Source organism: Bradyrhizobium barranii subsp. barranii, from assembly GCF_017565645.3.
GTDB lineage: Bacteria > Pseudomonadota > Alphaproteobacteria > Rhizobiales > Xanthobacteraceae > Bradyrhizobium > Bradyrhizobium barranii.
In genome coordinates this window covers 2,411,969-2,433,719 of sequence record NZ_CP086136.1, presented here as the reverse complement: position 1 = coordinate 2,433,719, position 21,751 = coordinate 2,411,969, and the positions used below count along the sequence as shown (strand labels likewise).

The 21,751-nt window shown below is 64.4% G+C and carries 21 protein-coding genes and 1 pseudogene; 5 read left to right on the top strand and 17 right to left on the bottom strand.

The genetic code is table 11. The annotated features are described in order from the left end of the window. The first annotated feature begins 8 nt into the window (after positions 1 to 8). The 3 genes from J4G43_RS11820 (at position 9) to J4G43_RS11810 (ending at position 2,461) form a co-directional block, all read left to right on the top strand. Positions 9 to 977 carry a Bug family tripartite tricarboxylate transporter substrate binding protein gene (locus J4G43_RS11820; RefSeq protein WP_208084901.1) on the top strand — a complete coding sequence of 323 codons (969 nt, stop codon included), beginning with the start codon at positions 9 to 11 and terminating at the stop codon, positions 975 to 977. A gap of 31 nt (positions 978 to 1,008) precedes the next feature. After that, on the top strand, positions 1,009 to 1,548 hold the full coding sequence (locus J4G43_RS11815) for a VOC family protein (protein ID WP_208084900.1): 540 nt from the start codon (positions 1,009 to 1,011) through the stop codon (positions 1,546 to 1,548). Between the two features lie 100 nt (positions 1,549 to 1,648). Then, positions 1,649 to 2,461: a class I SAM-dependent methyltransferase gene (locus J4G43_RS11810; RefSeq protein WP_208084899.1), complete on the top strand. Its 813-nt coding sequence runs from the start codon at positions 1,649 to 1,651 to the stop codon at positions 2,459 to 2,461. A 10-nt stretch (positions 2,462 to 2,471) separates the two neighbouring features. Here the strand turns inward: J4G43_RS11810 and J4G43_RS11805 are convergent, their stop codons facing one another. Continuing rightward, positions 2,472 to 3,437 (bottom strand): GlxA family transcriptional regulator, encoded by a 966-nt coding sequence (locus tag J4G43_RS11805; protein WP_166082167.1) that lies wholly within the window; start codon positions 3,435 to 3,437, stop codon positions 2,472 to 2,474. Positions 3,438 to 3,764: 327 nt separating this feature from the next. On the opposite strand from J4G43_RS11805, the gene J4G43_RS11800 reads away from it, so the two are divergent. Continuing rightward, the gene (locus J4G43_RS11800) at positions 3,765 to 3,995 is read left to right on the top strand and encodes a hypothetical protein (protein ID WP_225004805.1); all 231 of its coding nucleotides are present in this window, start codon (positions 3,765 to 3,767) and stop codon (positions 3,993 to 3,995) included. Between the two features lie 151 nt (positions 3,996 to 4,146). After that, entirely contained in the window at positions 4,147 to 4,551 is a 405-nt protein-coding gene (locus tag J4G43_RS11795; RefSeq protein ID WP_063985350.1) for a hypothetical protein, read from the top strand. A 93-nt stretch (positions 4,552 to 4,644) separates the two neighbouring features. Here the strand turns inward: J4G43_RS11795 and J4G43_RS11790 are convergent, their stop codons facing one another. The 16 genes and pseudogenes from J4G43_RS11790 to J4G43_RS11715 form a co-directional block, all read right to left on the bottom strand. Further along, positions 4,645 to 6,207: a L,D-transpeptidase gene (locus tag J4G43_RS11790; RefSeq protein ID WP_208084898.1), complete on the bottom strand. Its 1,563-nt coding sequence runs from the start codon at positions 6,205 to 6,207 to the stop codon at positions 4,645 to 4,647. 221 nt (positions 6,208 to 6,428) lie between these two features. Continuing rightward, positions 6,429 to 6,647 (bottom strand): hypothetical protein, encoded by a 219-nt coding sequence (locus J4G43_RS11785; protein WP_208084897.1) that lies wholly within the window; start codon positions 6,645 to 6,647, stop codon positions 6,429 to 6,431. A 102-nt stretch (positions 6,648 to 6,749) separates the two neighbouring features. Then, positions 6,750 to 7,943, bottom strand: coding sequence for a CaiB/BaiF CoA transferase family protein (locus J4G43_RS11780; protein ID WP_208084896.1), 1,194 nt, complete (start codon positions 7,941 to 7,943; stop codon positions 6,750 to 6,752). Positions 7,944 to 8,031: 88 nt separating this feature from the next. Continuing rightward, complete coding sequence (locus tag J4G43_RS11775; protein WP_049803074.1) at positions 8,032 to 9,246, bottom strand: ABC transporter substrate-binding protein; 1,215 nt, start codon at positions 9,244 to 9,246, stop codon at positions 8,032 to 8,034. 216 nt (positions 9,247 to 9,462) lie between these two features. Continuing rightward, positions 9,463 to 10,157: pseudogene (locus tag J4G43_RS11770) on the bottom strand (ABC transporter ATP-binding protein). After that, positions 10,157 to 10,909, bottom strand: a complete 753-nt coding sequence (locus J4G43_RS11765; protein ID WP_208084895.1) for an ABC transporter ATP-binding protein — start codon at positions 10,907 to 10,909, stop codon at positions 10,157 to 10,159. The pseudogene J4G43_RS11770 and the gene J4G43_RS11765 overlap by 1 nt, the downstream one beginning before the upstream one ends. Continuing rightward, the gene (locus J4G43_RS11760) at positions 10,906 to 12,186 is read right to left on the bottom strand and encodes a branched-chain amino acid ABC transporter permease (protein WP_208084894.1); all 1,281 of its coding nucleotides are present in this window, start codon (positions 12,184 to 12,186) and stop codon (positions 10,906 to 10,908) included. The genes J4G43_RS11765 and J4G43_RS11760 overlap by 4 nt, the downstream gene beginning before the upstream one ends. Then, positions 12,183 to 13,130 carry a branched-chain amino acid ABC transporter permease gene (locus tag J4G43_RS11755; protein WP_038936438.1) on the bottom strand — a complete coding sequence of 316 codons (948 nt, stop codon included), beginning with the start codon at positions 13,128 to 13,130 and terminating at the stop codon, positions 12,183 to 12,185. The genes J4G43_RS11760 and J4G43_RS11755 overlap by 4 nt, the downstream gene beginning before the upstream one ends. 119 nt (positions 13,131 to 13,249) lie before the next feature. Beyond that, positions 13,250 to 14,482, bottom strand: a complete 1,233-nt coding sequence (locus J4G43_RS11750; protein ID WP_208084893.1) for a branched-chain amino acid ABC transporter substrate-binding protein — start codon at positions 14,480 to 14,482, stop codon at positions 13,250 to 13,252. Between the two features lie 245 nt (positions 14,483 to 14,727). Then, positions 14,728 to 15,855, bottom strand: a complete 1,128-nt coding sequence (locus J4G43_RS11745; RefSeq protein ID WP_208084892.1) for a mandelate racemase/muconate lactonizing enzyme family protein — start codon at positions 15,853 to 15,855, stop codon at positions 14,728 to 14,730. A gap of 48 nt (positions 15,856 to 15,903) precedes the next feature. Continuing rightward, positions 15,904 to 16,941: a tagatose 1,6-diphosphate aldolase gene (locus J4G43_RS11740; protein ID WP_208084891.1), complete on the bottom strand. Its 1,038-nt coding sequence runs from the start codon at positions 16,939 to 16,941 to the stop codon at positions 15,904 to 15,906. Continuing rightward, positions 16,938 to 17,897, bottom strand: a complete 960-nt coding sequence (locus tag J4G43_RS11735) for a sugar kinase (protein ID WP_208084890.1) — start codon at positions 17,895 to 17,897, stop codon at positions 16,938 to 16,940. Before J4G43_RS11735 ends, J4G43_RS11740 begins: the two co-directional genes overlap by 4 nt. Beyond that, positions 17,894 to 18,967 (bottom strand): ABC transporter ATP-binding protein, encoded by a 1,074-nt coding sequence (locus J4G43_RS11730; protein WP_208084889.1) that lies wholly within the window; start codon positions 18,965 to 18,967, stop codon positions 17,894 to 17,896. Before J4G43_RS11730 ends, J4G43_RS11735 begins: the two co-directional genes overlap by 4 nt. Before the next feature lie 6 nt (positions 18,968 to 18,973). Then, positions 18,974 to 19,978 (bottom strand): zinc-dependent alcohol dehydrogenase family protein, encoded by a 1,005-nt coding sequence (locus J4G43_RS11725; protein ID WP_208084888.1) that lies wholly within the window; start codon positions 19,976 to 19,978, stop codon positions 18,974 to 18,976. Positions 19,979 to 19,986: 8 nt separating this feature from the next. Next, on the bottom strand, positions 19,987 to 20,814 hold the full coding sequence (locus J4G43_RS11720) for a carbohydrate ABC transporter permease (RefSeq protein ID WP_071916388.1): 828 nt from the start codon (positions 20,812 to 20,814) through the stop codon (positions 19,987 to 19,989). A 4-nt stretch (positions 20,815 to 20,818) separates the two neighbouring features. Beyond that, positions 20,819 to 21,706 (bottom strand): carbohydrate ABC transporter permease, encoded by an 888-nt coding sequence (locus J4G43_RS11715; RefSeq protein WP_208084887.1) that lies wholly within the window; start codon positions 21,704 to 21,706, stop codon positions 20,819 to 20,821. Positions 21,707 to 21,751 lie beyond the last annotated feature (45 nt).

The window sequence follows — 21,751 nt, the reverse complement described above, 5'->3', positions numbered from 1 at the left end:
AAGCCATCATGAAGCTGCGCACCGTCACGCTGTCATTGCTCGCATTGCTGTCGGCGGCGCTGCCGGCACACGCCGAGGATCCTGCCGCCTACCCCACGCACAAGATCAAAATGCTTCTGCCCTATGCGGCCGGCGGCGGCGGCGACGTGATCGGCCGCTTGCTCGCCGACAAGATGGGCAAGACGCTAGGACAGGGCGTCTATATCGAGAACCACACGGGTGCTGCCGGCACACTCGGCACGCAGATGGTAGCGGCGTCGCCGAACGACGGCTACACCATCACCGTCGGCGGCATGACCACGCATGTGCTCGCGCCGGCGATCTATCCGAAACTGCCCTACGATTCGATCAAGGATTTTACGACGATCGGACGCATCGGGACGTCCTCGATCATGCTGGTGGCAACCAAAGACTTTGCTGCCAATGACATCAAGAGCCTGATCGCGCTTTCCAAGAAGGGCGAGCCGATCCAGTACGGAAGCTGGGGCGTCGGCTCGACCGGGCAATTCTGTGCGGAAATCCTGATGCAGCAGACCGGCATCAAGATGGATCACGTGCCGTTCAACGGCATCGCCAAACTCGCGGGCGACCTGCTTGGCGGCCACATCTCGCTTGCAACGCTGGACATGGCAACCGCAACGCCGCTGGTGAAGGACGGCTCTATCAAGGCGCTGGCCGCCTGCGGCGAGCGCTCGCCGAGCCTGCCTGACGTCGCAACCTACAAGGAACAGGGCGTGCCGTTCGACCGCAGCCTGTCCTGGGCGATGTATGGTCCCGCCGGCCTCGCTCCCCCGATCGCACAGAAATTGTCGGCGGCGTTGAAGGACGCGCTGGGCGATGCCGAGGTGAAGGAGAAGCTTTTGGGGCTCGGCATCACGCCGCAATACGTGCCGGGCGACGAGCAGCGCGACATCAACGCCCGCGACATCGCGGCCTGGAAGCAGGTTGCCAAGGATGCAGGGATAGAGGTCAAGTGACGATCGCGAGCGATCAGAAGGGAGCGCGGGCATGAGCCGCATTTTCGGCGCGGTGCGCCAGAACGGATACGTCGTGCGGGACATTCATGCCGCCATGAAGCACTGGATCGAGGTGATGGGCGTCGGTCCCTGGTACTACATGGACCGCGTCAAGACGGACTGGTTCCGCCACCGCGGCCAGGACTCCGCGGTCGAGATGAGCATTGCGCTGGCCAATTCCGGCGATCTCCAGATCGAGCTGATCCAGCAGCGCAACGACGCGCCCTCGCTGTACAAGGAATTTTTGGACGCCGGCCACGAAGGCCTGCAGCACATGTCCTACTGGAGCCGTGACTATCAGGCGCTCTACGACAAGGCACTCGGGCTCGGCTACAGGATAGGCCATGAAGGCCAGATCGGCGGAGACAAGGGACGCTTTGCCTATTTCGACACGCAGGCCCATCCAGGAACCATCATCGAAATCTCCGACATCAGCGGCACCAAGGGGCCGTTCTTCGAGAAGGTCCGGCAGGCGGCGATGACCTGGGACGGGACGCGGCCGATCCGCGAGGTCGGCGGAGCGAAATCTTAGCATCCGATCGCCGGCTTGCGCCCGGAAGAGGCGACTGCTGCGGTACGACCGCGATCCATGGTAGCATGAACCTCGTGTCCGAACCTTCAGCGAGGCAAGCATGTCCAACACTGACAAGGTTTTCGCCGGCTCGATTCCGAAAATCTACGACGAGTATCTCGTCCCGCTGATCTTTGCCCACTACGCCGCCGACATCGCGAAGCGTATCGCGGCTCTTTCCCCGTCGACGATACTGGAAACCGCGGCAGGTACCGGCGCCGTTACGCGGGCCGTGACCGCGGCGCTGCCTCCCGGCATCCGTTACGTCGCAACCGATCTCAACGAGCCGATGCTCGCGATCGCGGCGCAGCGCCAGGGTGAGGACCCGCGCATGACATGGCATCAGGCGGATGCCACCGCCCTGCCCTTTGACGAAGCCGCATTCGACGCGGTCTGCTGCCAGTTCGGCGTCATGTTCTTTCCCGACCGCGTCAAAGGCTATGCCGAGGCAAAGCGGGTGTTGCGACCGGAAGGCACGTTCGTATTCAACGTCTGGGACCGCATCGAGGAGAACGTGTTCGCTGACGACGCCACCGCCGCGCTCGGAAAAATGTTTCCCGATGATCCGCCCCGTTTCATGGTGCGGACGCCGCATGGCTATCACGACAAGGCCATTATCAGAGCCGATCTGGAACAAGCGGGCTTCCGCCACATCTCGATCCAAACGCTTGCTGCGGTGAGCCGCGCGCCGTCGGCCGAGTATGTCGCGATCGCGCTCTGCCAGGGTACGCCGCTGCGGAGCGAGATCGAGGCCAGGGATGCCAGCAAGCTTCAGGCTGCGACCGACCTCGTCGCCGAGGCACTCCGATCGCGCCATGGGTCCGGAGCGGTCGAAGGCAAGATTCAGGCGATCGTGATCGAGGCTCGGCCGTAGGTGCGGACCCTCAGCGCAGGTTTGCGCGAAGCTCGCGCACGCCGCGTCCGAGCCGTTCCCGCAAGAGCGTCCGGAGCGTCGCGCCGTCCTCATAGCCGACCTCGGCGGCGATCGCATCGACGTCGAGACCGCTGCCATGCAGCAGCGACTGCGCGCGCTCGACTCGCAGATCCTGAAAGTAGGAGAGCGGAGACTTACCGAGCACCGACTCGCACCGGCGCTGCAAGGTGCGTGCGCTCGTCGCGAGCGCACTGGCGGCCTCCTGCAGCGAAAACCCTTGCTTGAGATGTTCGCGCGCCCAGCGCTCGAAACGCTGGATGAGCGGATCGGCCTGCGCGAGGTGATTGGGAATGATGAAGGGCGCCTGCAGGGAGCGCAGGTCGGCGAGCAGATAGCGCGACACGACGGCCGCGAGCTCGGGGCTCGCCTGGCGTATGAACCACAGCGCAAGATCGAGATGCCCCATCGCAGCGCCCGCCGTGACGACGCGGTCCGATGTCACCAGCATGCGTGTCTCATCGAGACGAACATTGGGGTAGCGTTGGCGAAACAAGGGTGACAGCCACCACGTGGTGGTCGCGTCCCGTCCATCGAGCAGCCCCGCCTCCGCCAGCACGAAGGTACCGATGCAGGACGCGGCGATGCGCGCGCCCTCGGCGTACCAGGACTGGAGCTGTTTCACTGCCTCTCTGACATCGCGCCGGTCGAGCGCCGGAATCAGCTGTTCCGGCCGGCTCGTATTCAACGCCGGCACGATGACCCAGTCCGGCTTCAGATCGGACGTTACCGATTTGACGGGGATCGCAAAGCCCTGCCCGGATCGGACCTTCTTCCGCACGCCGACAATTGAGACATCGAAATGGGGCGCTCCGCCCGTTTGAGCGGCTGCGAAATTGTTGGCGATCGTGAACGCGTCGAGCGTCACGGTCAGCCCGGTGTCCCAAAATCCCTCCAGGGCGAGCAATTGAATGCGCATGGCGGAAACGCTCTCAAAGTTGTCGTTTACGACAATACCGTTCGAACGGAAGAAAGCCTAGCTTGCGATGCAACGGCAACCGGAACGAGGGCCTTCATCGCGATCGATAGATAAGGGCAATCATCTGAACAAACAAAGCTATTCCAGATGTGTGCTCGAGGGATCGATGGCGTAAACGCCTCTAAAAATAGCGTTTTTGACAACATTGCAGGAGGCCCTTGATCCGATGCCGTCCACTGACAAGCAGCAATCCAAAGGAGCCCACATGAAAGTCATCGCCATCGGTAACATCGGCAAGGCACCGACACCGAGCAGCGGCAGCAGATCATGCCGAGGGAAGTGCCGGCCACGCTCAAGCTCTATCTCGACGGGAAGATCGAGCAGTTCTGGTTTCGCCAGGACAAGCCAGGCGTGGTCTTCCTGATGAACGTCGAATCCCTCGAACAGGCCAAGGCGACCGTGGAAGCACTGCCGCTCGTCACCGACGGCTTCGCCACCTACGAGCTGATGCAAGTCGGTCCGCTCGCGCCGTTGGGCATGCTCATCCAGGGCAAGTGACCGCGCGCCAGACCGACGCGACGCTTCCACCAACCTTCCGAACCGGCCCGCATCGCCGCCGTTCCACGGCGGCGATGCAACGTGCGGCAATCGCTGCCGGCGAAGCATGACTAAATGAAGAGCGTAAACCTCGGAACATGGAGGATTTCAAATGAAGCTTACACTCGCTGCCGGTCTCCTGGCATTCGCCCTGTGCCTGACCTCCGCCGTCCCCGGACGCGCGCAGTCACCCACGCCACCGACACCGACCACCCGAATTCTCGCGATCGGCACGGTAAACCCCGGCGCCGATGTCGCCGCTGCGCGCGCCATCCTGCCGATGGAAGTGCGCGAGACGGTGAAGCTCTATCTCGATGGCAAAATCGACCAGTGGTACTCGCTGCAAAATCGTGTCGGCGTCGCGTTCATCCTGAACGTCACGGATATCGCGGCCGCTCATGACATGCTCGAAAAGCTGCCCCTGGGGCAGGCTCATCTCATGAGCTTCGAGCTGATCCCGCTTGGCCCGCTCAATCCGCTTCGGCAGTTGCAGGGCATGTCGACGGGTCCACAGTAGACAGCCGGAATGCCCGTCGTCGGCGCCGCTGCGGTCGCCGACGACAGATATCTTCAGCTCAGGCGATGACGCGGCCCAGCGCGGCGCGCCGTCCTACCAGAAGCCCCGCTGCATCGGCTGCGCCGGCTGATAATACTGATACTGGCCGCGGCGGCGCGGATTGACGGGCTGCGGGTTCGGCTGCTGCTGGAAGAAGAAGCCGAAGCCGTTGCCGCCATTGCCCCAGCTGTCATCGCTTGCCATTTCCATCGGCGGCGGCGCGGTCGGCTTGCGGGTGATGAAGCCGCCCTGCGGATGATTGCTCAGCACCGCGACGAACTCGGTGCGGTAGTTGGTCTCGGCGCTCAGCGGCTCGTCCGAAATCACGATCGACGAACGCGGCAATGCCGTCGGCCCGATGCGATCCCAGACGTCCTGCGGAATGGTGATGCGATCGAGCGCGTCCTTGGCACCGTCGCCGTTCTCGATCGTGACCACGCTCCAGCGCAGGCCGGTATCGGTCTTCGCCATCGCGGTGAAGATGTGCGTGCCGAGCGGCTGGTCGGGATTGCGGATGGTGACGGGCACCTCGATGCTGGTGTCGAACACTTCGCCGCCGCCATCCGGCGCCGGCTTGTGCGTGTTCCGCCGCACGTAGAGCTTCTGCGTCGCGCGGCTGATGTAGACCGAGACCGGTTCGAGCGCGAGCTTGGCGTCGGTCGCAGCCGTCACGGCATCGGCCTTCCTCGTTGCCGCGACCTTTGCGGCCTCCTTGGTGGCGGCAACGGCGTCGCGCTTCGGCTGTGCGGCGGCCTTGGCGGCATCGAGCGCCGACGCAGCGTCGGCGGCCTTGGTCGCGGCCTTCTGCTTCAGCTCCTCGGCCTGCGCCCGCGCCTGATCGGTCTTGGCGGCCGCGATCTTCTTGTCGGCGAAAGCAAGCTCGGCGTCGGCCTTGGCCTTCTGCTGTTCCAGCTTGCGCAGCGATGCGGGAAGCGACGCGGCCTCCTTCGCGGCCGCGGCCGCAGCCTTCTTGGCCTCGGCGGCAGCCTGGATCGCCTCCTCGGCTTCCGCGGAGAGCTTGTCGGCCCGGTTCGGCACGGCCGCGATGGCCTCGCGCTTCGGCACGAACAGCGAGGGGTGAGTGAAATCGATCGGGGCCGCGTCGTTCGGCGAGATGATCACGCGCATGCCGATGTTGGTCTTGTCGAACAGGCCCTCGGCGAAGTTGAAGGGCATGCGCACGCAGCCGTGCGAAGCGGCATAGCCCGGCAGCGGCCCGCCATGCAGCGCGATGCCGTTCCAGGTGATGCGCTGCATGTTGGGCATCCAGGCATCGTCATACATGGTCGAGCGGTGGTCCTTGTCCTTCTCGACGATGGCGAAGACGCCGGCCGGCGTCTCGCGCCCGGTGGTGCCGGTGGACACCGGCGCGCGCAGAATCCAGCCGTCGGAATCGTAGAAAGTGACCTGCTGGCTCTTGATCGACACGATCGCCATAATCGGCTCGCCGGCCTCGCGCGGCGCCACCGCCTCGGCCGGCTGGCGGGTCTGCTTGGCCGCCTCGGCGCTTCCGCTCAGCGCCGTCAGGGCAATGGCCGTTGCGAGCGCAACAAATCCGGGGGGCCGCCAACGCCGCATCGCCGTGGTGGATTGCGCCGTCGTCATCAGGTCTTTCATGCCATTCCCCGGTCCAAGTACCAGTCCGCGCCGTACGTCGATCACGTCAGATTGCGATCTTTGAATTAAGAATTCGCAGCCACCTTGCGTTCCGTATCCGGCAATATTCGGACCTATCGGGCGGCAAATCTCTCATATACGAGGGCTCGCGCGGGCGGAAGGTGGGCTGGCGCCGGAGCTGGCCCGGGGCTGGTCACGAATCGCTGCGGCACAATGTCCGGTTAGTGGGTACGGCGCCCGATCAGCCGGGTCATTGCAGCGCCGAACAGGCCGAACAGCGCATACACCATGAGCGGCAGAGCGTGCGCGGCAGCCTGCCCGACCGGCTCGTGCTCCACGATTAGCAGGACCGCGAACACGGTCAGGCTCAGGAGGACGCAGATGAGGGCGGCAGCAAGGCCCAGCCTGCGCAGAACGAAGGCAAAGCCGGTGGTGGTCATGACCGCATCCGGGGCGAAGATGAACAGACCTACGCTAGACCCGCCCGTGACAGCAGGATGTGACCGTCATCACAGAGATGCGGTTCCCGAACGCCGGCCGGCTCAGGACGCGACCCCGACCGCCTTGCTATCCACCGCCGCCTGGATTTCCGCCTCGCTCAGGCCCGCCTCGCGCAACACCTCGCGCGAATGCTCGCCGAGGCGCGGCGCCATGCGATGGATGCCGGCCGGGCTTTCCGAGAATTTCGTCGCGGGCCGCGCCTGCCGGATTCGGCCTTCGGTCGGATGATCGATATCCGCAAACAATGCGACGGCGGCGAGATGCGGCTGCTCGCCGATCTCGGTGAGCCGGGCGAAGGCGGTGTGCGGCACGTCCAAGCGCAGCAGCAATTCCTCCCACTCCGCGGTGGTGCGGGTCGGCCCGATCTCGCTCATGCGGTCGTAGACCTTGTCGATGTTCTGGGAACGAAGCACGGGATCGCGCACCCCGAGTTCCTCGATCAGCTCGGGGCGGCCGACAGCCTCGAAGAACGCGCACCAATTGTCTCCGGAGTAAGGCAGCATCGTCAGCCAGCCATCCTTGGTCTGCACCGGGCGCCGGTTCTTCATCCGCTTGTAGCCGGTCGGGCCGATCGGCGGATCGAACGCGTGCCCGCCCAGCATCTCGATACTGTTGAAGCCGGCGATGGTTTCCAGCATGGGGACTTCGACCATCTGGCCCTGCCCGCTGCGCTCGCGCCGGAACAAGGCCGCGGACACCGCGCCGACCATCGCCATCGCGCAGATCTTGTCGCCGATCAGGCTCGGAACGAATTCCGGCTCCTCGTCCGATCCGATCGATGACGCAAGGCCTGAAGCCGCCTGGATGATCTCGTCGAAGGCGGGGCGTGCTGCCCACGGCCCGTCCTGGCCAAAGCCGGTCGCCGCGGCATAGATCAGCCGCGGATTGAGCTTTGCGCAGGCCTCGTAACCGAAGCCGAGCCGCGCCATCGCCGCGGGTCGCACATTGGTGACGAGCGCATCGACCGTCGGGATCAGTTTTGCCAGCGCCGCCTTGCCGTCAGGATGCTTCAGGTCGAGCGCGAGGCTGCGCTTGTTGCGGTTGACGGCCATGAACTGGCCGCTCATGCCGCGGTTCCGGAACACGCCGGTGTAGCGCCAGGTATCGCCCGCGGGCGGCTCGACCTTGATGACATCGGCGCCCCAGTCCCCGAGCATCTGCGCGGCGTAGGGGCCGAACAGCACGCTCGTCAGATCGAGAACGCGGATACCGCTGAGGGGGCCGGTCGGTGTCATCGTCGTTTCACTGTCGTTGGAGGAAGCAACTGCGGGACAAGACAGGCGGGCGGGCTGGTACCAGCCCGCCCGTCAGATTGCGTCGATCCTATTCGCCGATCACGTCGCCGAACAGCTCCCAGGATTTGCCGTTGAAGCGCGCCATCTGCAACTGCCGGATCGGCGTCACCTGCTCGGCCGAGGTGTTGAGCTTGATGCCCGGCAGCAGCATCGGCAATTCGACATCCTTGAAGGATTGCGTCTGCTTCATCAAATTGGCGCGGGTGAGGTCGTTGCCGGCGCGCTGCAGCACCAGCTCCATGATCTGCGCCATGGTGTAGCCGGTGACGTTGAATACGTCGGCCGGATCGGCGCCCGAATTGTACGTCTTCATCCATTCGCGCCAGGCTTTCATGCCGGAATCATTCTCCCAGCGCGGATCACCGGGATCCTTCTGGAAAGCACCGGTGACGATGCCGACGGAATTGTCGAGCCCGGCCGGCACCAGCACGGAGCCGACGGAGTTGGAAACGGCGGGAAGGATGATCTGCGGCTTCCAGCCGAGCTCGGCGATTTTCTTGATGGCCTGCGCCGCGAATTTCGGCGTGCACTCGTTGAAAACAACGTCGGCGCCGGCGGCCTTGAACTTGACGATCTGGGAGTCGACGGTCGGATCCGATGTCTCGTAGGTGGCCTCGGACACGATCTGGTTGACGTGCTCCCCTAACCCTTCCTTGAAGCCGGCGAGATAGTCGCGCCCGGGATCTTCGTTCGGCGTGATGACGGCGATTTTGGCGTTCGGCTTGTTCGCAAGAATCCACTTGGCATAGATGCGGCCTTCCGTCCGGTAGGTCGGCTGCGAACCGGTGGTCCAGGGAAAATGCTGCGGATCGTTCCAGCGGCTGGCGCCGCTCGACGGGAACAGCTGCGGAATCTTCTTGGCGTTGAGGTATTTCTGCGCGGCGATGTTGGGACCGGTGCCGAGCATCGAGAACATCGCCAGCACCTCGTCGCTCTCGGCGAGGCGGCGAACCTGCTCGACCGTCTTCGACGGCGAATAACCGTCGTCCATGCTGAGCAGCTCGACCTTGCGGCCGTTGATGCCGCCCTTGTCGTTGAGCATCTTGAAATAGGCGATCTCGGCGCGGCCAATCGCGGAATAGGCGGAGGCCGGTCCCGAATAGGGCATGGTCTGCCCGAGCTTGATCGACGTGTCGGTCGCGCCGGTGTCGTAGTTTCCGGCCGTCGCGGCCGAAGCGGCGCCCAGCGCCGCAAGCAGAGCAACGACTCCACGGACCAGTTGTCTTCCCGGCATGCTCGGCATCTCCTTCCCAGGCAAGACGCATCGACGCGCGAGCTCACAGGCTGCCGCCGGCACCCTCCACTTTCTTCTTGGTTATCATCGGCCGCATCGATTGCGATGCCAGCGAGCGCGACGATACAAGGATTATGAAGCGTGAGATGTAGCGAAGAATTCAGATGCGTATGCGCATCGCGCAGCCGTTCTATTTTGCGCGCGCGTCACACGACAATGTGAGCGTCAGACTTCGAGCCATTCCTGACGCACGGCGGCGTTGGCCTTGAGCTCGTCCGGCGTGCCCTCGAACACGACGCGGCCGTGGCCCATGATGTAGACGCGCTTCGAGATCCGCATCGCGATCGAGAGCTTCTGCTCGACGAGCAGGATTGCGACGCCGGCCTGCGCGATGCGGGCGATGAGATCGCCGACCTGCTGTACGATCAGCGGTGCCAGACCTTCGGTCGGCTCGTCGATCATGATCAGGTCCGGATCGCCCATCAGCGTCCGGCAGGTCGTGAGCATCTGCTTCTCGCCGCCGGACAGCACGCCCGCGGCCGTATCGGCACGCGCGGCGAGATTGGGGAACATCTCGAGCATGTCCTCAAGCCGCCATTTGCCGGGGCGGGCGTGTCCTTGACGCCGAGCAGGAGGTTTTGGCGAACCGTCAGGCTCGGGAAGATATCGCGATGTTCAGGGACATAGCCGAGGCCGAGGTGCGCGATCTTGTAGCTGGGAAGGCCGGCGATGTCCTTGCCCTTGAAGCGGATCGTGCCTTGCGGCGCGACCTCGCCCATGATCGCCTTGACCGTGGTCGAGCGGCCGACACCGTTGCGGCCGAGCAGGCTCACGACCTCGCCCGCGGCGACGTCGAGGTCGACGCCCTGGAGGATGTGGCTCTTGCCGTAATAGGCGTGGAGATCCCTGACCTCGAGCATCAGTGCGCTTCCTCGCCGAGATAGGCTTCCTTGACCTTAGGATCGCGCCGGATCTCTTCCGGCGTTCCCGATGCGATGATGTGGCCGTAGACCAGCACGGAGATGCGGTCGGCAAGGCCGAATACGACGCTCATGTCGTGCTCGACGATGACCAAGGTCTTGCCCTCGGTCAGTCGCCGGATCAGCGACACCGCGCGGTCAGTTTCGGCGTGGCTCATGCCGGCGGTCGGCTCGTCGAGCATGACGACCGTGGCCCCGCTCGCGATGGTGATGCCGATCTCGAGCTCGCGCTGCTCGGCATAGGTCAGAAGTCCCGCCGGAACATCGCGCCGATGGGTGAGATGGATGTCGTCCAGGATCTGGGCCGTGCGCTCGCGCACTTCCGGCAGGCTGTCGACGTTCTTCCAGAAGGCGTAGCGATGCCCCGTCGCCCACAGCACGGCACAGCGGACGTTCTCCCAGACCGACATGCGGGCGAACACGTTGGTGACCTGGAACGAGCGCGACAGGCCGCGCCGGTTGATCTCGAACGGCCGCAGGCCGGAGATCACATCGCCGTTCAGCTTCACCTCGCCCGAGGTCGGCTTGATGTGGCCGCTGATCAGATTGAACGTCGTGGATTTTCCGGCGCCGTTCGGGCCGATGACGGCGTGACGCTCGCCTTTCGCGACGCTGAGGTTGAGGTCGCGGATGATGCCGACATTGCCGAAGCGCTTTTCGACGGCGCGGACTTCGATGGCTGCTCCGCTCATGCCAGATACCCCCGGTCACGGGCGACCGTCGCAGCCCTGTCCCACGCGTCCGCGATCCTCCGCCAGCTCAGCCGCGCGACGAACGCACCGCCGACGACGAGAACTGCTGCGGGAATCCACGTCACCGGGGATTTCGCATTGAACGGAATGCCAAACAGGTTGATCGGGTCGCCGCCGGAATAGCGCGCGACCGTCTCGATGGTGAGGATGACGCCGCAGGCGAGCGCCAGGGTCGGCACGACAGCGACGAGATAGGACGGGATCACCGTCCACAGCGTTCCGGCGCGAACCAGCGGCCGGTGCATCATCAACAGGCCGGCGATGCCGCCCGGCGCGAACATCACGATGCCGATGAAGATGATGCCGAAATAGAGCTGCCAGACGCTGGTGAGGCCTGTCAGCCCGAGCTGGAGATAGGTCACCAGGATCGCGCCGAGGATCGGCCCGAAGAAATAGGCGATGCCGCCGATGAAGGTGGAGAACAGCACGAGGCCGGACTGGATCGCACCGAGCAGCGCGGAGTTCGCGATCTCGAAATTGATCGCGGTCAGGCCGCCGGCGACGCCCGCGAAGAACCCGGCAAAGCAATAGGCGAGATAGCGGACGACGTGAGGATCGTAGCCGATGAACTGGACGCGCTCGGGATTGTCGCGGACCGCGTTGCTGATCCGCCCCAGCGGCGTCCGCGTCAGCGCGTACATCGCAATCGCCGACAGCACCAGCCAGAACGCGATGAGGTAATAGACCTGAACCTGCGGCCCGAACGACCAGCCGAACATCTTGGGCAGCGCCGTGCGATCCGTGGTGATGCCGGCTTCGCCGCCGAACACCGAACGCAGGATCAGCGAGGACGACGCCACCAATTCGCCGATGCCGAGCGAGATCATCGCGAACACGGTGCCGGCGCGCTTGGTCATGACCCAGCCGATGATGACAGCGAAGACGAGACCACCGATCCCGCCGAACAACGGGATGAACGGCAGCGGGATCGGCCAGCCATGCGACACCACCGCATTCATCATGTGACAGGCCGCGAAGCCGCCGAGGCCGTAATGCACGGCGTGACCGAACGACAGCAGGCCGGTCTGGCCGAGCAGGATGTTGTAGGACAGCGCGAAGACGATCGCGATGCCGATCAGGCTGAAGGACGTCAGCGAGCCGCCGGAGGAGAAGATCAGCGGCAGGACGATCAGCGCGGCGATGCCGATCAGCCAGACGCCGTAGAAGCGCAGGCCGTCGCCGGCGGGCTTCGATGTCGAAATCGGTTTGGCGGTCATGACTCGCGCGTCCCCATCAGGCCCATGGGGCGAACGATCAGAATGAGCACCAGCAGCATATAGGGAACGATCGGCGCGACCTGCGCGATCGTGACGTTCCAGATGTCGGTGAGGACCGACGGTCCCGTCGACGGATCGAGCGGTCCGAACGCACTCGCCAGCGAGCCGTTCAGCGCCACCGCAAAAGTCTGCACCAGTCCGATGACGAGCGAGGCGATGAAAGCGCCGGGCAAGGAGCCGAGGCCACCGAACACGATGACGACGAACAGGATGGGCCCGAGCGCCGCGGCCATGTCCGACTGCGTCACCAGGGCCGGTCCGGCAATGACGCCGGCAATGCCGGCGAGCGCGCTGCCGACGCCGAACACCACCATGAACACGCGCCCGACATTGTGGCCGAGATGCCCGACCATGTGCGGATGCGTCAGCGCCGCCTGCACGATCAGGCCGACGCGGGTGCGTTTGAGCACGACCAGCAGCGCCACGAAGATCACGACCGACACGGCCAGCATGAAGATCTTGTAGGCGGGATAGTTGGTAGAGAAGATCGTGAAAGCAGGGAAGTCGAGCAGCGCCGGCACGCGATAGTCGACCGGGCTCTTGCCCCAGATCATCGACACGATCTCTTCGATCGCAAAAGCCAGACCGAAGGTCAGCAGCAATTCCGCGACATGACCGTGCTTGTGGGTGTTGCGCAGGCCGTAGCGCTCCACCGCCATGCCGATGGCGCCGACCAGTAGCGGCGCCAGCACCAGCGCCGGCCAGAAGCCGATCCACTTAGTGAGCTGGAAGCCGAAGAAGGCGCCGAGCATGTAGAAGCTGGCATGCGCGAAGTTGAGCACGCCCATCATGCTGAAGATGACGGTCAGCCCGCTCGACAGCAGGAAGAGCAGCATGCCGAACAGCACGCCGTTCAGGGTCGAAATGACAATGAGTTCAAGCACAGCGCACTCGTCTCTGTCCGGGGCCTGATGGCCCCGGTGAACATCGCCCAATCAAGAATAGTCCGGCCACCGCCTTCCCGCGACCGATGGCGGCCGCGGGAAAACGACGGATGTCGTGATTACGGCCGCGCCATCTTGCAGGTCGTGGGGACCATGGCCTGCGCCGTGTCGACCTTGGAGACGAGGTGCCAGCCCCAGCCGGTGTTTTCCTCGTCGAACGGCTCATTCTCGGTCAGCTTGCCGAAGGAGGAAATGTAGATCGGCTGAAGGAACTGGTGGTCGTCCTTGCGCATGATGCCGGAGCCGCCGTCCAGGACCTCGAACTTCAGGTCCTCGAGCGCCGCCGCCACCTTCACGGGATCGATCGAGTTGGCCTTCTCGGCAGCCGCCTTGAACATGCGCATCTCGTTGACCGCACGCGGGTACCAGAGCGACAGATTGACCTTGGCGCGGAACGCCTTCTCGTAATCCATCGCGGTCTTGTTGCCGGAATTCGCAAAGCCTTCGGTGATCTGGAAGACCTGATGATCGAGACCGGTCTGCTTGACGGCAGTGGGGCCGCCGGCGCCACCGGCATAATAGGTGTACCAGTTGACCTTCAGGCCGGCGTCAGCGGCAGCCTTGAGCAGCAGCGCGAAGTCCTGGCCCCAGTTGCCGGTGACGACGCTGTCGGCGCCGGACGCCTTGATCTTGGCGATATAGGGCGAGAAATCGGTGACCTTCAGCAGCGGATGCAGCTCGTCGCCGACGATCTGGATGTCGGGCCGCTTGGCGCCGAGCATCTTGCGCGCGTCGGAGCGGACGGACTGACCGAACGAATAGTCCTGGTTGATCAGGTACACCTTTTTGATCGAGGCGGTGTCCTTCATGTAGTTGGTGAGCGCCTCCATCTTGATGTCGGAGCTCGCATCCCAGCGGAAATGCCAGTAGCTGCACTTCTCGTTGGTCAGGCTGGGATCGACGGCGGCGTAGTTGAAGTACAGCACTTCCTTGCCGGGATTGCGCGTGTTGTTCTTGGTGACGAAATCCGACAGCGCCGCGCCGACGGACGAGCCGTTGCCTTGCGTGATGTAGTGGACCCCGGCGTCGATCGCCTTCTGGGCCTGCACCAGGCTTTCCTGCGGATTGGTCTTGTTGTCGAGCGGCACGATCTCGATCTTGTGGCCGAGAATGCCGCCCTTGGCGTTGAGCTCGTCGGCCAGATACTGGAATGTCTTCAGACCACCCTCGCCGACGCTGGCGCCACCGCCGGAGAGCGGATCGATGTAGCCGATCTTGAGGGTGTCCTCAGCCGACGCGGCATGACCGAGCATCGGGGCGATCACGGCAATGGCCAAAGTGAGCTTGCGCATTTTTTCGTTTCCTCGCTGGCTATCGACTTTAGTCGATGGGCTTTTTGCGCATGTTGCAGCGCAATTGCAGATCCCTAATGAGCAGAACGAACTTTGATTTTCAAGCTCGGCGAGACATGGCTCCGGCCATCGTTATGAAATGTGAAGGCGGCTACCCGTCTCGCCGGCAGCTTTCCGCGACGAGGAATAGAACGCAAGGGGAAACTGGCCTGCGCGGCGCCCGACGACGCAGGTGTCGCAGCCGTCTACAGGCTGCGATAGTCCGCGATTCCCGACAGGTCTGGCGTGAATCCGAGCCCCGGTTCCTCGCCGAGGACGATCGTACCATCCGTGACATTGGCAACGGCACCGCAGAACCGGTCGCGCAGCGGATTGTCGTTGGCGTCGACCTCGAGCCAGCCGTCGCCGCCGATGCCTGCCAGCAGATGCGCCGAGGTGAGCAGTCCGATGCCACCGCCGAGATAATGCGGGCAGAACGTCTTGGCCGCCTTCAAAATGTCGCGCGCGACGCCAGCGCATGCGCTCAGCCCGCCCCATTTCGCGATGTCGGGCTGAACAACGCCGAGCACGTCTTCGGCCAGGACGTCCTTGAATCCCTCGACGCTCGAAATGTTCTCGCCCGCGGCAATCGGCATTTTCGCGGCTGCCCGCAGCCTGCGCCATTCCTCGCGCGGCCGGTCGGCGCGGATGGGCCCCTCCAGCCATCGCAGATCGAACGCGGCCAACCGCGGCACCATCTCCAGCGCCTGATCGACCGACCAGCCCTGATTGGCATCGGCAGCGAGCATGCCCGCACCGACGATCGCGCGCAGCGCGGCCAGATTGGCGAGATCGGTCTCGGCACCGAAGCCGACCTTCAGCTTCAACGCGCGATGGCCACGCGCGAGCGCGGCTTCGGCCGTCTGCGCGGCGCCGCCCGGATTGATGCCGCTGGCATAGACCTTGATCCTGCGCGACTGCCCACCGAGAAGCCACCACAGCGGCAAGCGCTGCCGGCGCGCGGAGAGATCCCACAGCGCGAGATCGATGCCCGAAATCGCCTGCGCGAACGGACCGGGCTCGCCGCATTGAAGCGCGAGCACTTCGGTACCTTTCGACAGGACCTCGAAAGCCTGGGCGGGACTGTCGAACCTGCGCCCGACAAGGCCCGGAGCGAGCGCTTCGTTGACAAGCCGGGCACGGTGCTCGGCGCCCGGTGCAGGAAAGTTGGACCAGGCTTCGCCCCATCCCTCGACACCGTCCTCGTCGACTGCGCGAACGAAGACGGCCGGACGGTTGAGCATCTTGCCGAACGACGTCACCACCGGCGTCGCCAAGGGATAGCGATAGCAGAAGGCCTCGATCGAGCGGATGGTGAAGCTGTCAGTCGTCATATTGCAGGTCCTGCGACCGAGTTGAGACCACGCGGGACCGTTACCACCTCAGTAGGCGCGCGCGAAGTCACCTTCCTGCTTGATATCAGCGAACACCGGGAAGCGCGCCTTCCACGGCGTGCCCTTGGCCGTGGTCAGCTGATTGAGCCGTTCCAGCACCGCGAGGCCATCCTTGCGCAGGCTGGCCGACACCGCTGCGCGGTCCGGAAAGTTCTTCAGGACGGCATCCAGCCAGATGGTGCGGCCCGCCAGGAAACCGCTTGCGCCTGCGGCATAGGAGTAGTCGAGCACGCGCTCGAACTTTTCAGGCGCAGCCCCGCCCGACAGCAACACCCAGGGGATGCTGCGTTCGCGGCAAATATCGCCGATCGCATCGAACTCCTTCTGCGCGGCCTTTGCTTCCGCGCTGCCGTCACGCGCCGGCAGGCTGTTGGCTGCAAGCGGGCTCTCCAGCTTGAGAAGATCGACGCCGTATTCAGGCTTTGCGAATTCGCGCACGCTGTCGATGACGAGGCCCGGGAGCTTGCCGGGCGATTCCACGTAATCGGCCGTGTGATTGGCGCTGCCGAGGAACGGGTAGACCAGCAACTCGAGCACGTACGGGATATCGTGACGGGCGCAGTCTTCGCCGATTTCGCGCACGAAACGCTTCTGGTGCTCGTTCACCGCGGCATCGGCGTCCGGCCGGTACCAGGCCAGCACCTTGACGGCGTCGCCGCCCATGGCGCGGATCTTTTCCACGCTCCAATTGGTGATCGCGCGCGACTTGCGGCCGCCCGCGGTTTCCTCAACGCGGTGCTCTTCCAGCGTCATGATCAGGCCGCAGCGCGGCGGCAACAGATCGATCGCGGCAGGCACGGCAAAGTTCGGGTCGAACAGCATCGAGCTGCAATGCGGCGCGAGGTTCTCGACCAGAAGACGCTTGGCCGCCGTGACGTCGGAATATTCGACCTGGTCCCGCGTGATCCCCTTTGCCTTTGCAATGGCGTCGAACAACGGCGGCCGCTGATCCAGCGCGACCATGCGAAAATGGCCATCCGCGTCAGCAAGCCGTGCCAGGCCGCGGTTCTTTCCAATCGTTCTCATGGCTTCGTCCTCATGAATACAAGACACTCGTTGATCTCAGGGATTCCGTTACGGCCGCCGGCGTGGCGGCATTTCATGGCGGCCGTCGCCGCCGAAAACGCCATGGTGGCGCGCACGTCGAGGCCGGCGCCGATCGCGAGCGCATAGGCGCCGTGGAAGACGTCGCCCGCGCCTGTGGTGTCGACGACGTCGACGGTGTAGGCGGCCTGCCGGTGCAGCTGGCCGTTCTCGTGCCAGCTCACGCCGCCCTCGCCGCGCGTAACGGCGATGACGCGACAGCCGAAGCGCGCAAGGGCTGCGAGAGATTTATCTTCGGCCGAGCCGGCAAAGGCGGCGAGCGCGGGCTCGGAGAAGATGGCGTGATCGGTCAAGGGCAGCAGCCGCTCGAATACCTCGGTATCGGCCATGTCGCCGTCGAGCACTGTCGGAATGCCGCGCGATCGCGCTTCCCGAAACAACGTCGCGGCGCCTTCGGCCCAGCGCGGATCGGCCAGCACGGAGGATGCGCGCGCGACGGCTTCGAGCGGCAGCCAGTCTGCTGCCTCCGGGTAAAGACCGCGAAAATTGACGATCTGCCGCTCGCCGCGGCTATCGACGATAATCCCGGAGACCGACGAGCGGCCATCGGGAAACAGCCGGAAATTCTCGACATCGACGCCTTCAGCGGTGAAGGCCGATTTCATCTCATGGCCGGCGGCATCATTCCCTGCCCGCCCCCAGAACGCGACGGACGCGCCGAGCTTCGCCACGGCCGCGCTCGCATTGGCGGCCATGCCGCCGCCGAGCGTGCCGTACTCGACCGCCTTGATCTTCTCGCTTCCACCCGCGAACGGCCGATCGACGCGCCAGACCTGGTCGAGCGCGGACAGGCCGAGGCAGATCACGTGCACGGGCTTCGTGCCGGACGCGAGGTCGGCCAGCGCCGAGAGATCGCCGATGTTTGCCGACGCACTCACCGCAAGACCTGTCCGTTGGATGCAGCGAACAAATGCGTCTTGCCCGACTGTGGGCGCAGATTGATGCGATCACCAACCTTCGGCCGCAGCGCCGGATCGACCCGCGCGATGGCGGAGCCGCCGGCGAGATCGAAATGGATCAGCGTGTCCGAGCCGAGCGGCTCGACCAGCCTGACGTTGATCGCGATGCCATCAGCGGCATCCGCAACCACAGCAAAATGTTCGGGGCGAATGCCCAGCACGGCGTTGCCGGCCTTGCTCAGGCAGCCAGCGGTCTCGCCGTCGAGCGGCACCACCGTTCCGCCTTGCGACAGGATCGCGCGCTCCTGACGCCATTCGACCGGGAAGAAATTCATCGCGGGCGAGCCGATGAAGCCGGCGACGAACTGGTTGGCGGGCCGCTCGTAAACCGTCTCCGGTGTATCGTATTGCTGGATCGTGCCGCTCTGGAGCACGACGATCCGGTCGGCCATGGTCATGGCCTCGATCTGGTCATGCGTCACGAAGACCATGGTGGTCTTCAGCTCCTGCGACAGCGCCTTGATCTCCGCCCGCACCTGCCCGCGCAGCTTCGCATCGAGATTGGAGAGCGGCTCGTCGAACAAAAAGGCCTTGGGATTGCGCACGATGGCGCGGCCCATGGCGACGCGCTGGCGCTGGCCGCCCGACAGCTCCTTCGGCTTGCGATCGAGATAGGGCTCGATGTGCAGCAGTGCGGCCGCACGCCTCACGCGGGCGTCGATCTCGGCCTTCGGCGTGCCGCGCAGCTCCAGCGCAAACGACATGTTGTCGTAGACCCGCATGTGCGGGTAGAGCGCGTAATCCTGGAACACCATCGCGATATCGCGCTGCGCAGCCTGCACGCCGTTGACGCGCTTGTCGCCAATATAAAGGTCTCCCGACGAAATCGGCTCGAGGCCGGCGATGATGCGCAGCAAGGTCGACTTGCCGCAGCCGGACGGGCCGACGAACACGACGAATTCGTGGTCCGCAATCTCCAGATTGAGATCGGGGATCACGGTAAAATTGCCGTAGCGCTTGGTGAGGTTGCGGATCGAGATCGAGGCCATGATCGCTCAGTCCAGCGCCAGCACGGGCTTGATCAGCTCGCCTTTGGCGAAGCGGGCGAAATTCTCTGGCAGAGCCGACAGGCCGAACTCGCCATCGACCAGGACGCGGTATTCGTCCTTGTACTTGCGCAGCAGTTCGACATTCGGCTCGAAATCCGAGACCGGGAAGTAGAAGGTCCGGATCATATAAAAATCCTTGCGGCGGAAGACCTTGCCTTCCTCGATGGTCCAGGGCGCGGCGTTCTCGCCGACCAGCACCAGCGCACCGCGCGGCAGGACCAGCTCGATGCCGAGGTTGCGCGCCGCATGGGCGCCGGAGCATTCCATGATGAGGGCGAAGCGCTTCGAGGTATCTCCGACGGGATGCGCCTTCGCGCCGAAGGATTGGGCGATCTTCAGGCGTGTGACGTTGGGATCGGCGACGTAGATGTCGTTGTAACCGAGCGCGCGGAGCGCCAGCACGACGCCAAGGCCGACAGGCCCCGCGCCCATGACGAGAACTGGACCGGCCTCGCTCGGCGGCACCACGCGGCTGACAAAGCGGACGGCGTGGCCTGAGGTGCCGATGGTGTCGAGCAGCAGCGGCGCAAGGCTGTCCTCGATATCGTCTGGCACCGGCAGCAGGCAGTTTTCCGGCACCGGCACATATTCGGCATAGCCGCCCGGCCTGTTCCAGCCGATCAGGCTGGAGACTTCCAGGCACATCTGGGTATCACCGCGCTTGCAAGCGGCGCAGTGGCCGCAGTGCAAGGGGATATAGACGGCGCAGCGGCGGCCGTGCAGGCGATGACCGGGCTGCTCGACCACGCCAAAGATCTCGTGGCCCGCAGTAAACTCGGAGCCCTTGTGCCAGAGCTTGAAGTCGGAACCGCACAGCGCGGTGCGCGAGACGCGGACGAGCACTTCACCTGGGCCGACATCGGGCATCGCGACGCGCTCGATGGTGATGCGGTCATTGCCGTGGAAGACCGCGGCCTGCATGATCGAATTCGGACGGGGCGACACGTTCATTTCGATACCTAGCCTTTCACCGCACCGAGCGTCAGTCCGGACACCAGCCAGCGCTGAACCAGGGCCGCCAGCACCAGCGGCGGCAACGCGATCAGCGTCGCCGCAGCCATGAGGGCACCCCATTGCGTCGAGCCTTCGCCGATGAAGTTGAAGGCGGCCGCGATCAGCGTCTTGGTGTCGCCGTTGGAGAGCACCAGCGCAAACAGGAAGTAGTTCCACGAAAACACGAAGGCGAGGATCGCCGAGACGGCGACGCCTGATGCCACCAGCGGCAGCGCGATGCGCCAGAGGATGCGCGTGACGCTGCACCCATCCACCTGCGCCGCCTCGAACACGCTGCGCGGAATGCCGTCGAAGGACGGCAGCAAAACCCAGATCACGATCGGCAGCGTGATGACGGCGTGGCTGAGGATCAGCGCGGTGTAGGAGCCGATCATGCCGACCTGCCGGAACATCACGTACCACGGCAGCAGGAACAACGTGCCGGGCGCCATGCGCGCGGCGAGCGTCAGGATGGCCGGCCACGAAATCCGCGTCCAGGAGACGGCGAAGGCAGCAGGAATTCCAAACAGCAGACCGAGTGCGGTCGAGCCAACGGTGACGATGAGGCTGTTGAGCGCATAGCTGAGGAACGGCGTGGTCCTTGTCAGCTCGACATAATTTTCCAGCGTCGGCGAGAAGCTCAGCGTCGGCGGATAGGCGGTGACCTCGAACGACGGCTTGAACGAGGACAGCACCATCCAGACCGTCGGCGCCATGATGAGCACGCCGGCGAGCACGAGTTGCACCGTGTTGAGCCAGCGGATCCAGCGGTCGGTGTTGGCGGCATCGTTCATGACATCACCAGGCCACTGCACCGCGGAGGCGATTGAAGGCAAGCACGGCGCCGAACACGATCGCCGTCAGCGTCAGCATCAGGGCGCTGGCATAGCCGATGTTGAAGAATTCGAAGCCGACCCTGAAGCCGTAGATGTTGAGCGTGTTCGAGGCGTTGCCCGGGCCGCCCTGGGTCGTGATGTAGATGATGTCGAAGAAGCGCAGCAGATCGACGCTGCGCAGGATCGCCGCGGTGACGATGGTCGGCAGCAGCAGCGGCAGCGTGATGCGCTGGAAAGTCCTGAATGGCGACGCGCCGTCGATCTGCGCCGCCTCGTAGACGCTCGGCGGCAGGGATTGCAGGCCGCCCAGCACGATCAGGGCGACATAAGGCGTCCACTGCCAGCTGTCGATCAGAGCCACGGTCGGAATGACCCAGGTCGGCGAGGCCAGCCAGTCCGACGGCGGCAGGCCGAACGACTGGAGGATATAGTTGGCAGCACCGAGCGACGGATCGAGGATCACCAGCCACATCATGCCCGCCACCACCGGCGGCATCATGAAGGGCGAGATGAACAACGAGCGCACGATGCCCGGCAGCCGCTTGGCGTGGAACAGCACCAGCGCCAGCCAGACGCCGAAGACGAGCTGCAGCGCCAAGGACAGCACGAATAGCGCAATGGTGATCCACAGCCCGTGCCAGAATTCGTAATCGGAGATCAGCTTCGAATAATTGGCAAGGCCCGCGAAGGACTGCTTGCCGGTCGAGGAAAAAGTCTGGAAGCCGAGCCAGATCGTATAGACGACCGGAAACGCGATCATCGCGACCGTGAAGACCACGGCCGGCGCCGATAGGGCCGCCATCTCCAGCTTCTGCCGGTCCTGCGTGAGTGTCGCAGCCGCATCAGACATGCGTTCGTGTCCTCGATCGAGTTGGGTGCCGGCAGGCAGCAAGCC

Excerpts from the sequence above, each read along its gene's own strand:
- J4G43_RS11820 (WP_208084901.1), top strand. The coding sequence starts at position 9 with ATGAAGCTGCGCACCGTCACGCTGTCATTGCTCGCATTGCTGTCGGCG.
- J4G43_RS11815 (WP_208084900.1), top strand. The coding sequence starts at position 1,009 with ATGAGCCGCATTTTCGGCGCGGTGCGCCAGAACGGATACGTCGTGCGG.
- J4G43_RS11810 (WP_208084899.1), top strand. The coding sequence starts at position 1,649 with ATGTCCAACACTGACAAGGTTTTCGCCGGCTCGATTCCGAAAATCTAC.
- J4G43_RS11805 (WP_166082167.1), bottom strand. The coding sequence starts at position 3,437 with ATGCGCATTCAATTGCTCGCCCTGGAGGGATTTTGGGACACCGGGCTG.
- J4G43_RS11800 (WP_225004805.1), top strand. The coding sequence starts at position 3,765 with ATGCCGAGGGAAGTGCCGGCCACGCTCAAGCTCTATCTCGACGGGAAG.
- J4G43_RS11795 (WP_063985350.1), top strand. The coding sequence starts at position 4,147 with ATGAAGCTTACACTCGCTGCCGGTCTCCTGGCATTCGCCCTGTGCCTG.
- J4G43_RS11790 (WP_208084898.1), bottom strand. The coding sequence starts at position 6,207 with ATGAAAGACCTGATGACGACGGCGCAATCCACCACGGCGATGCGGCGT.
- J4G43_RS11785 (WP_208084897.1), bottom strand. The coding sequence starts at position 6,647 with ATGACCACCACCGGCTTTGCCTTCGTTCTGCGCAGGCTGGGCCTTGCT.
- J4G43_RS11780 (WP_208084896.1), bottom strand. The coding sequence starts at position 7,943 with ATGACACCGACCGGCCCCCTCAGCGGTATCCGCGTTCTCGATCTGACG.
- J4G43_RS11775 (WP_049803074.1), bottom strand. The coding sequence starts at position 9,246 with ATGCCGAGCATGCCGGGAAGACAACTGGTCCGTGGAGTCGTTGCTCTG.
- J4G43_RS11765 (WP_208084895.1), bottom strand. The coding sequence starts at position 10,909 with ATGAGCGGAGCAGCCATCGAAGTCCGCGCCGTCGAAAAGCGCTTCGGC.
- J4G43_RS11760 (WP_208084894.1), bottom strand. The coding sequence starts at position 12,186 with ATGACCGCCAAACCGATTTCGACATCGAAGCCCGCCGGCGACGGCCTG.
- J4G43_RS11750 (WP_208084893.1), bottom strand. The coding sequence starts at position 14,482 with ATGCGCAAGCTCACTTTGGCCATTGCCGTGATCGCCCCGATGCTCGGT.
- J4G43_RS11745 (WP_208084892.1), bottom strand. The coding sequence starts at position 15,855 with ATGACGACTGACAGCTTCACCATCCGCTCGATCGAGGCCTTCTGCTAT.
- J4G43_RS11740 (WP_208084891.1), bottom strand. The coding sequence starts at position 16,941 with ATGAGAACGATTGGAAAGAACCGCGGCCTGGCACGGCTTGCTGACGCG.
- J4G43_RS11730 (WP_208084889.1), bottom strand. The coding sequence starts at position 18,967 with ATGGCCTCGATCTCGATCCGCAACCTCACCAAGCGCTACGGCAATTTT.
- J4G43_RS11725 (WP_208084888.1), bottom strand. The coding sequence starts at position 19,978 with ATGAACGTGTCGCCCCGTCCGAATTCGATCATGCAGGCCGCGGTCTTC.
- J4G43_RS11720 (WP_071916388.1), bottom strand. The coding sequence starts at position 20,814 with ATGAACGATGCCGCCAACACCGACCGCTGGATCCGCTGGCTCAACACG.
- J4G43_RS11715 (WP_208084887.1), bottom strand. The coding sequence starts at position 21,706 with ATGTCTGATGCGGCTGCGACACTCACGCAGGACCGGCAGAAGCTGGAG.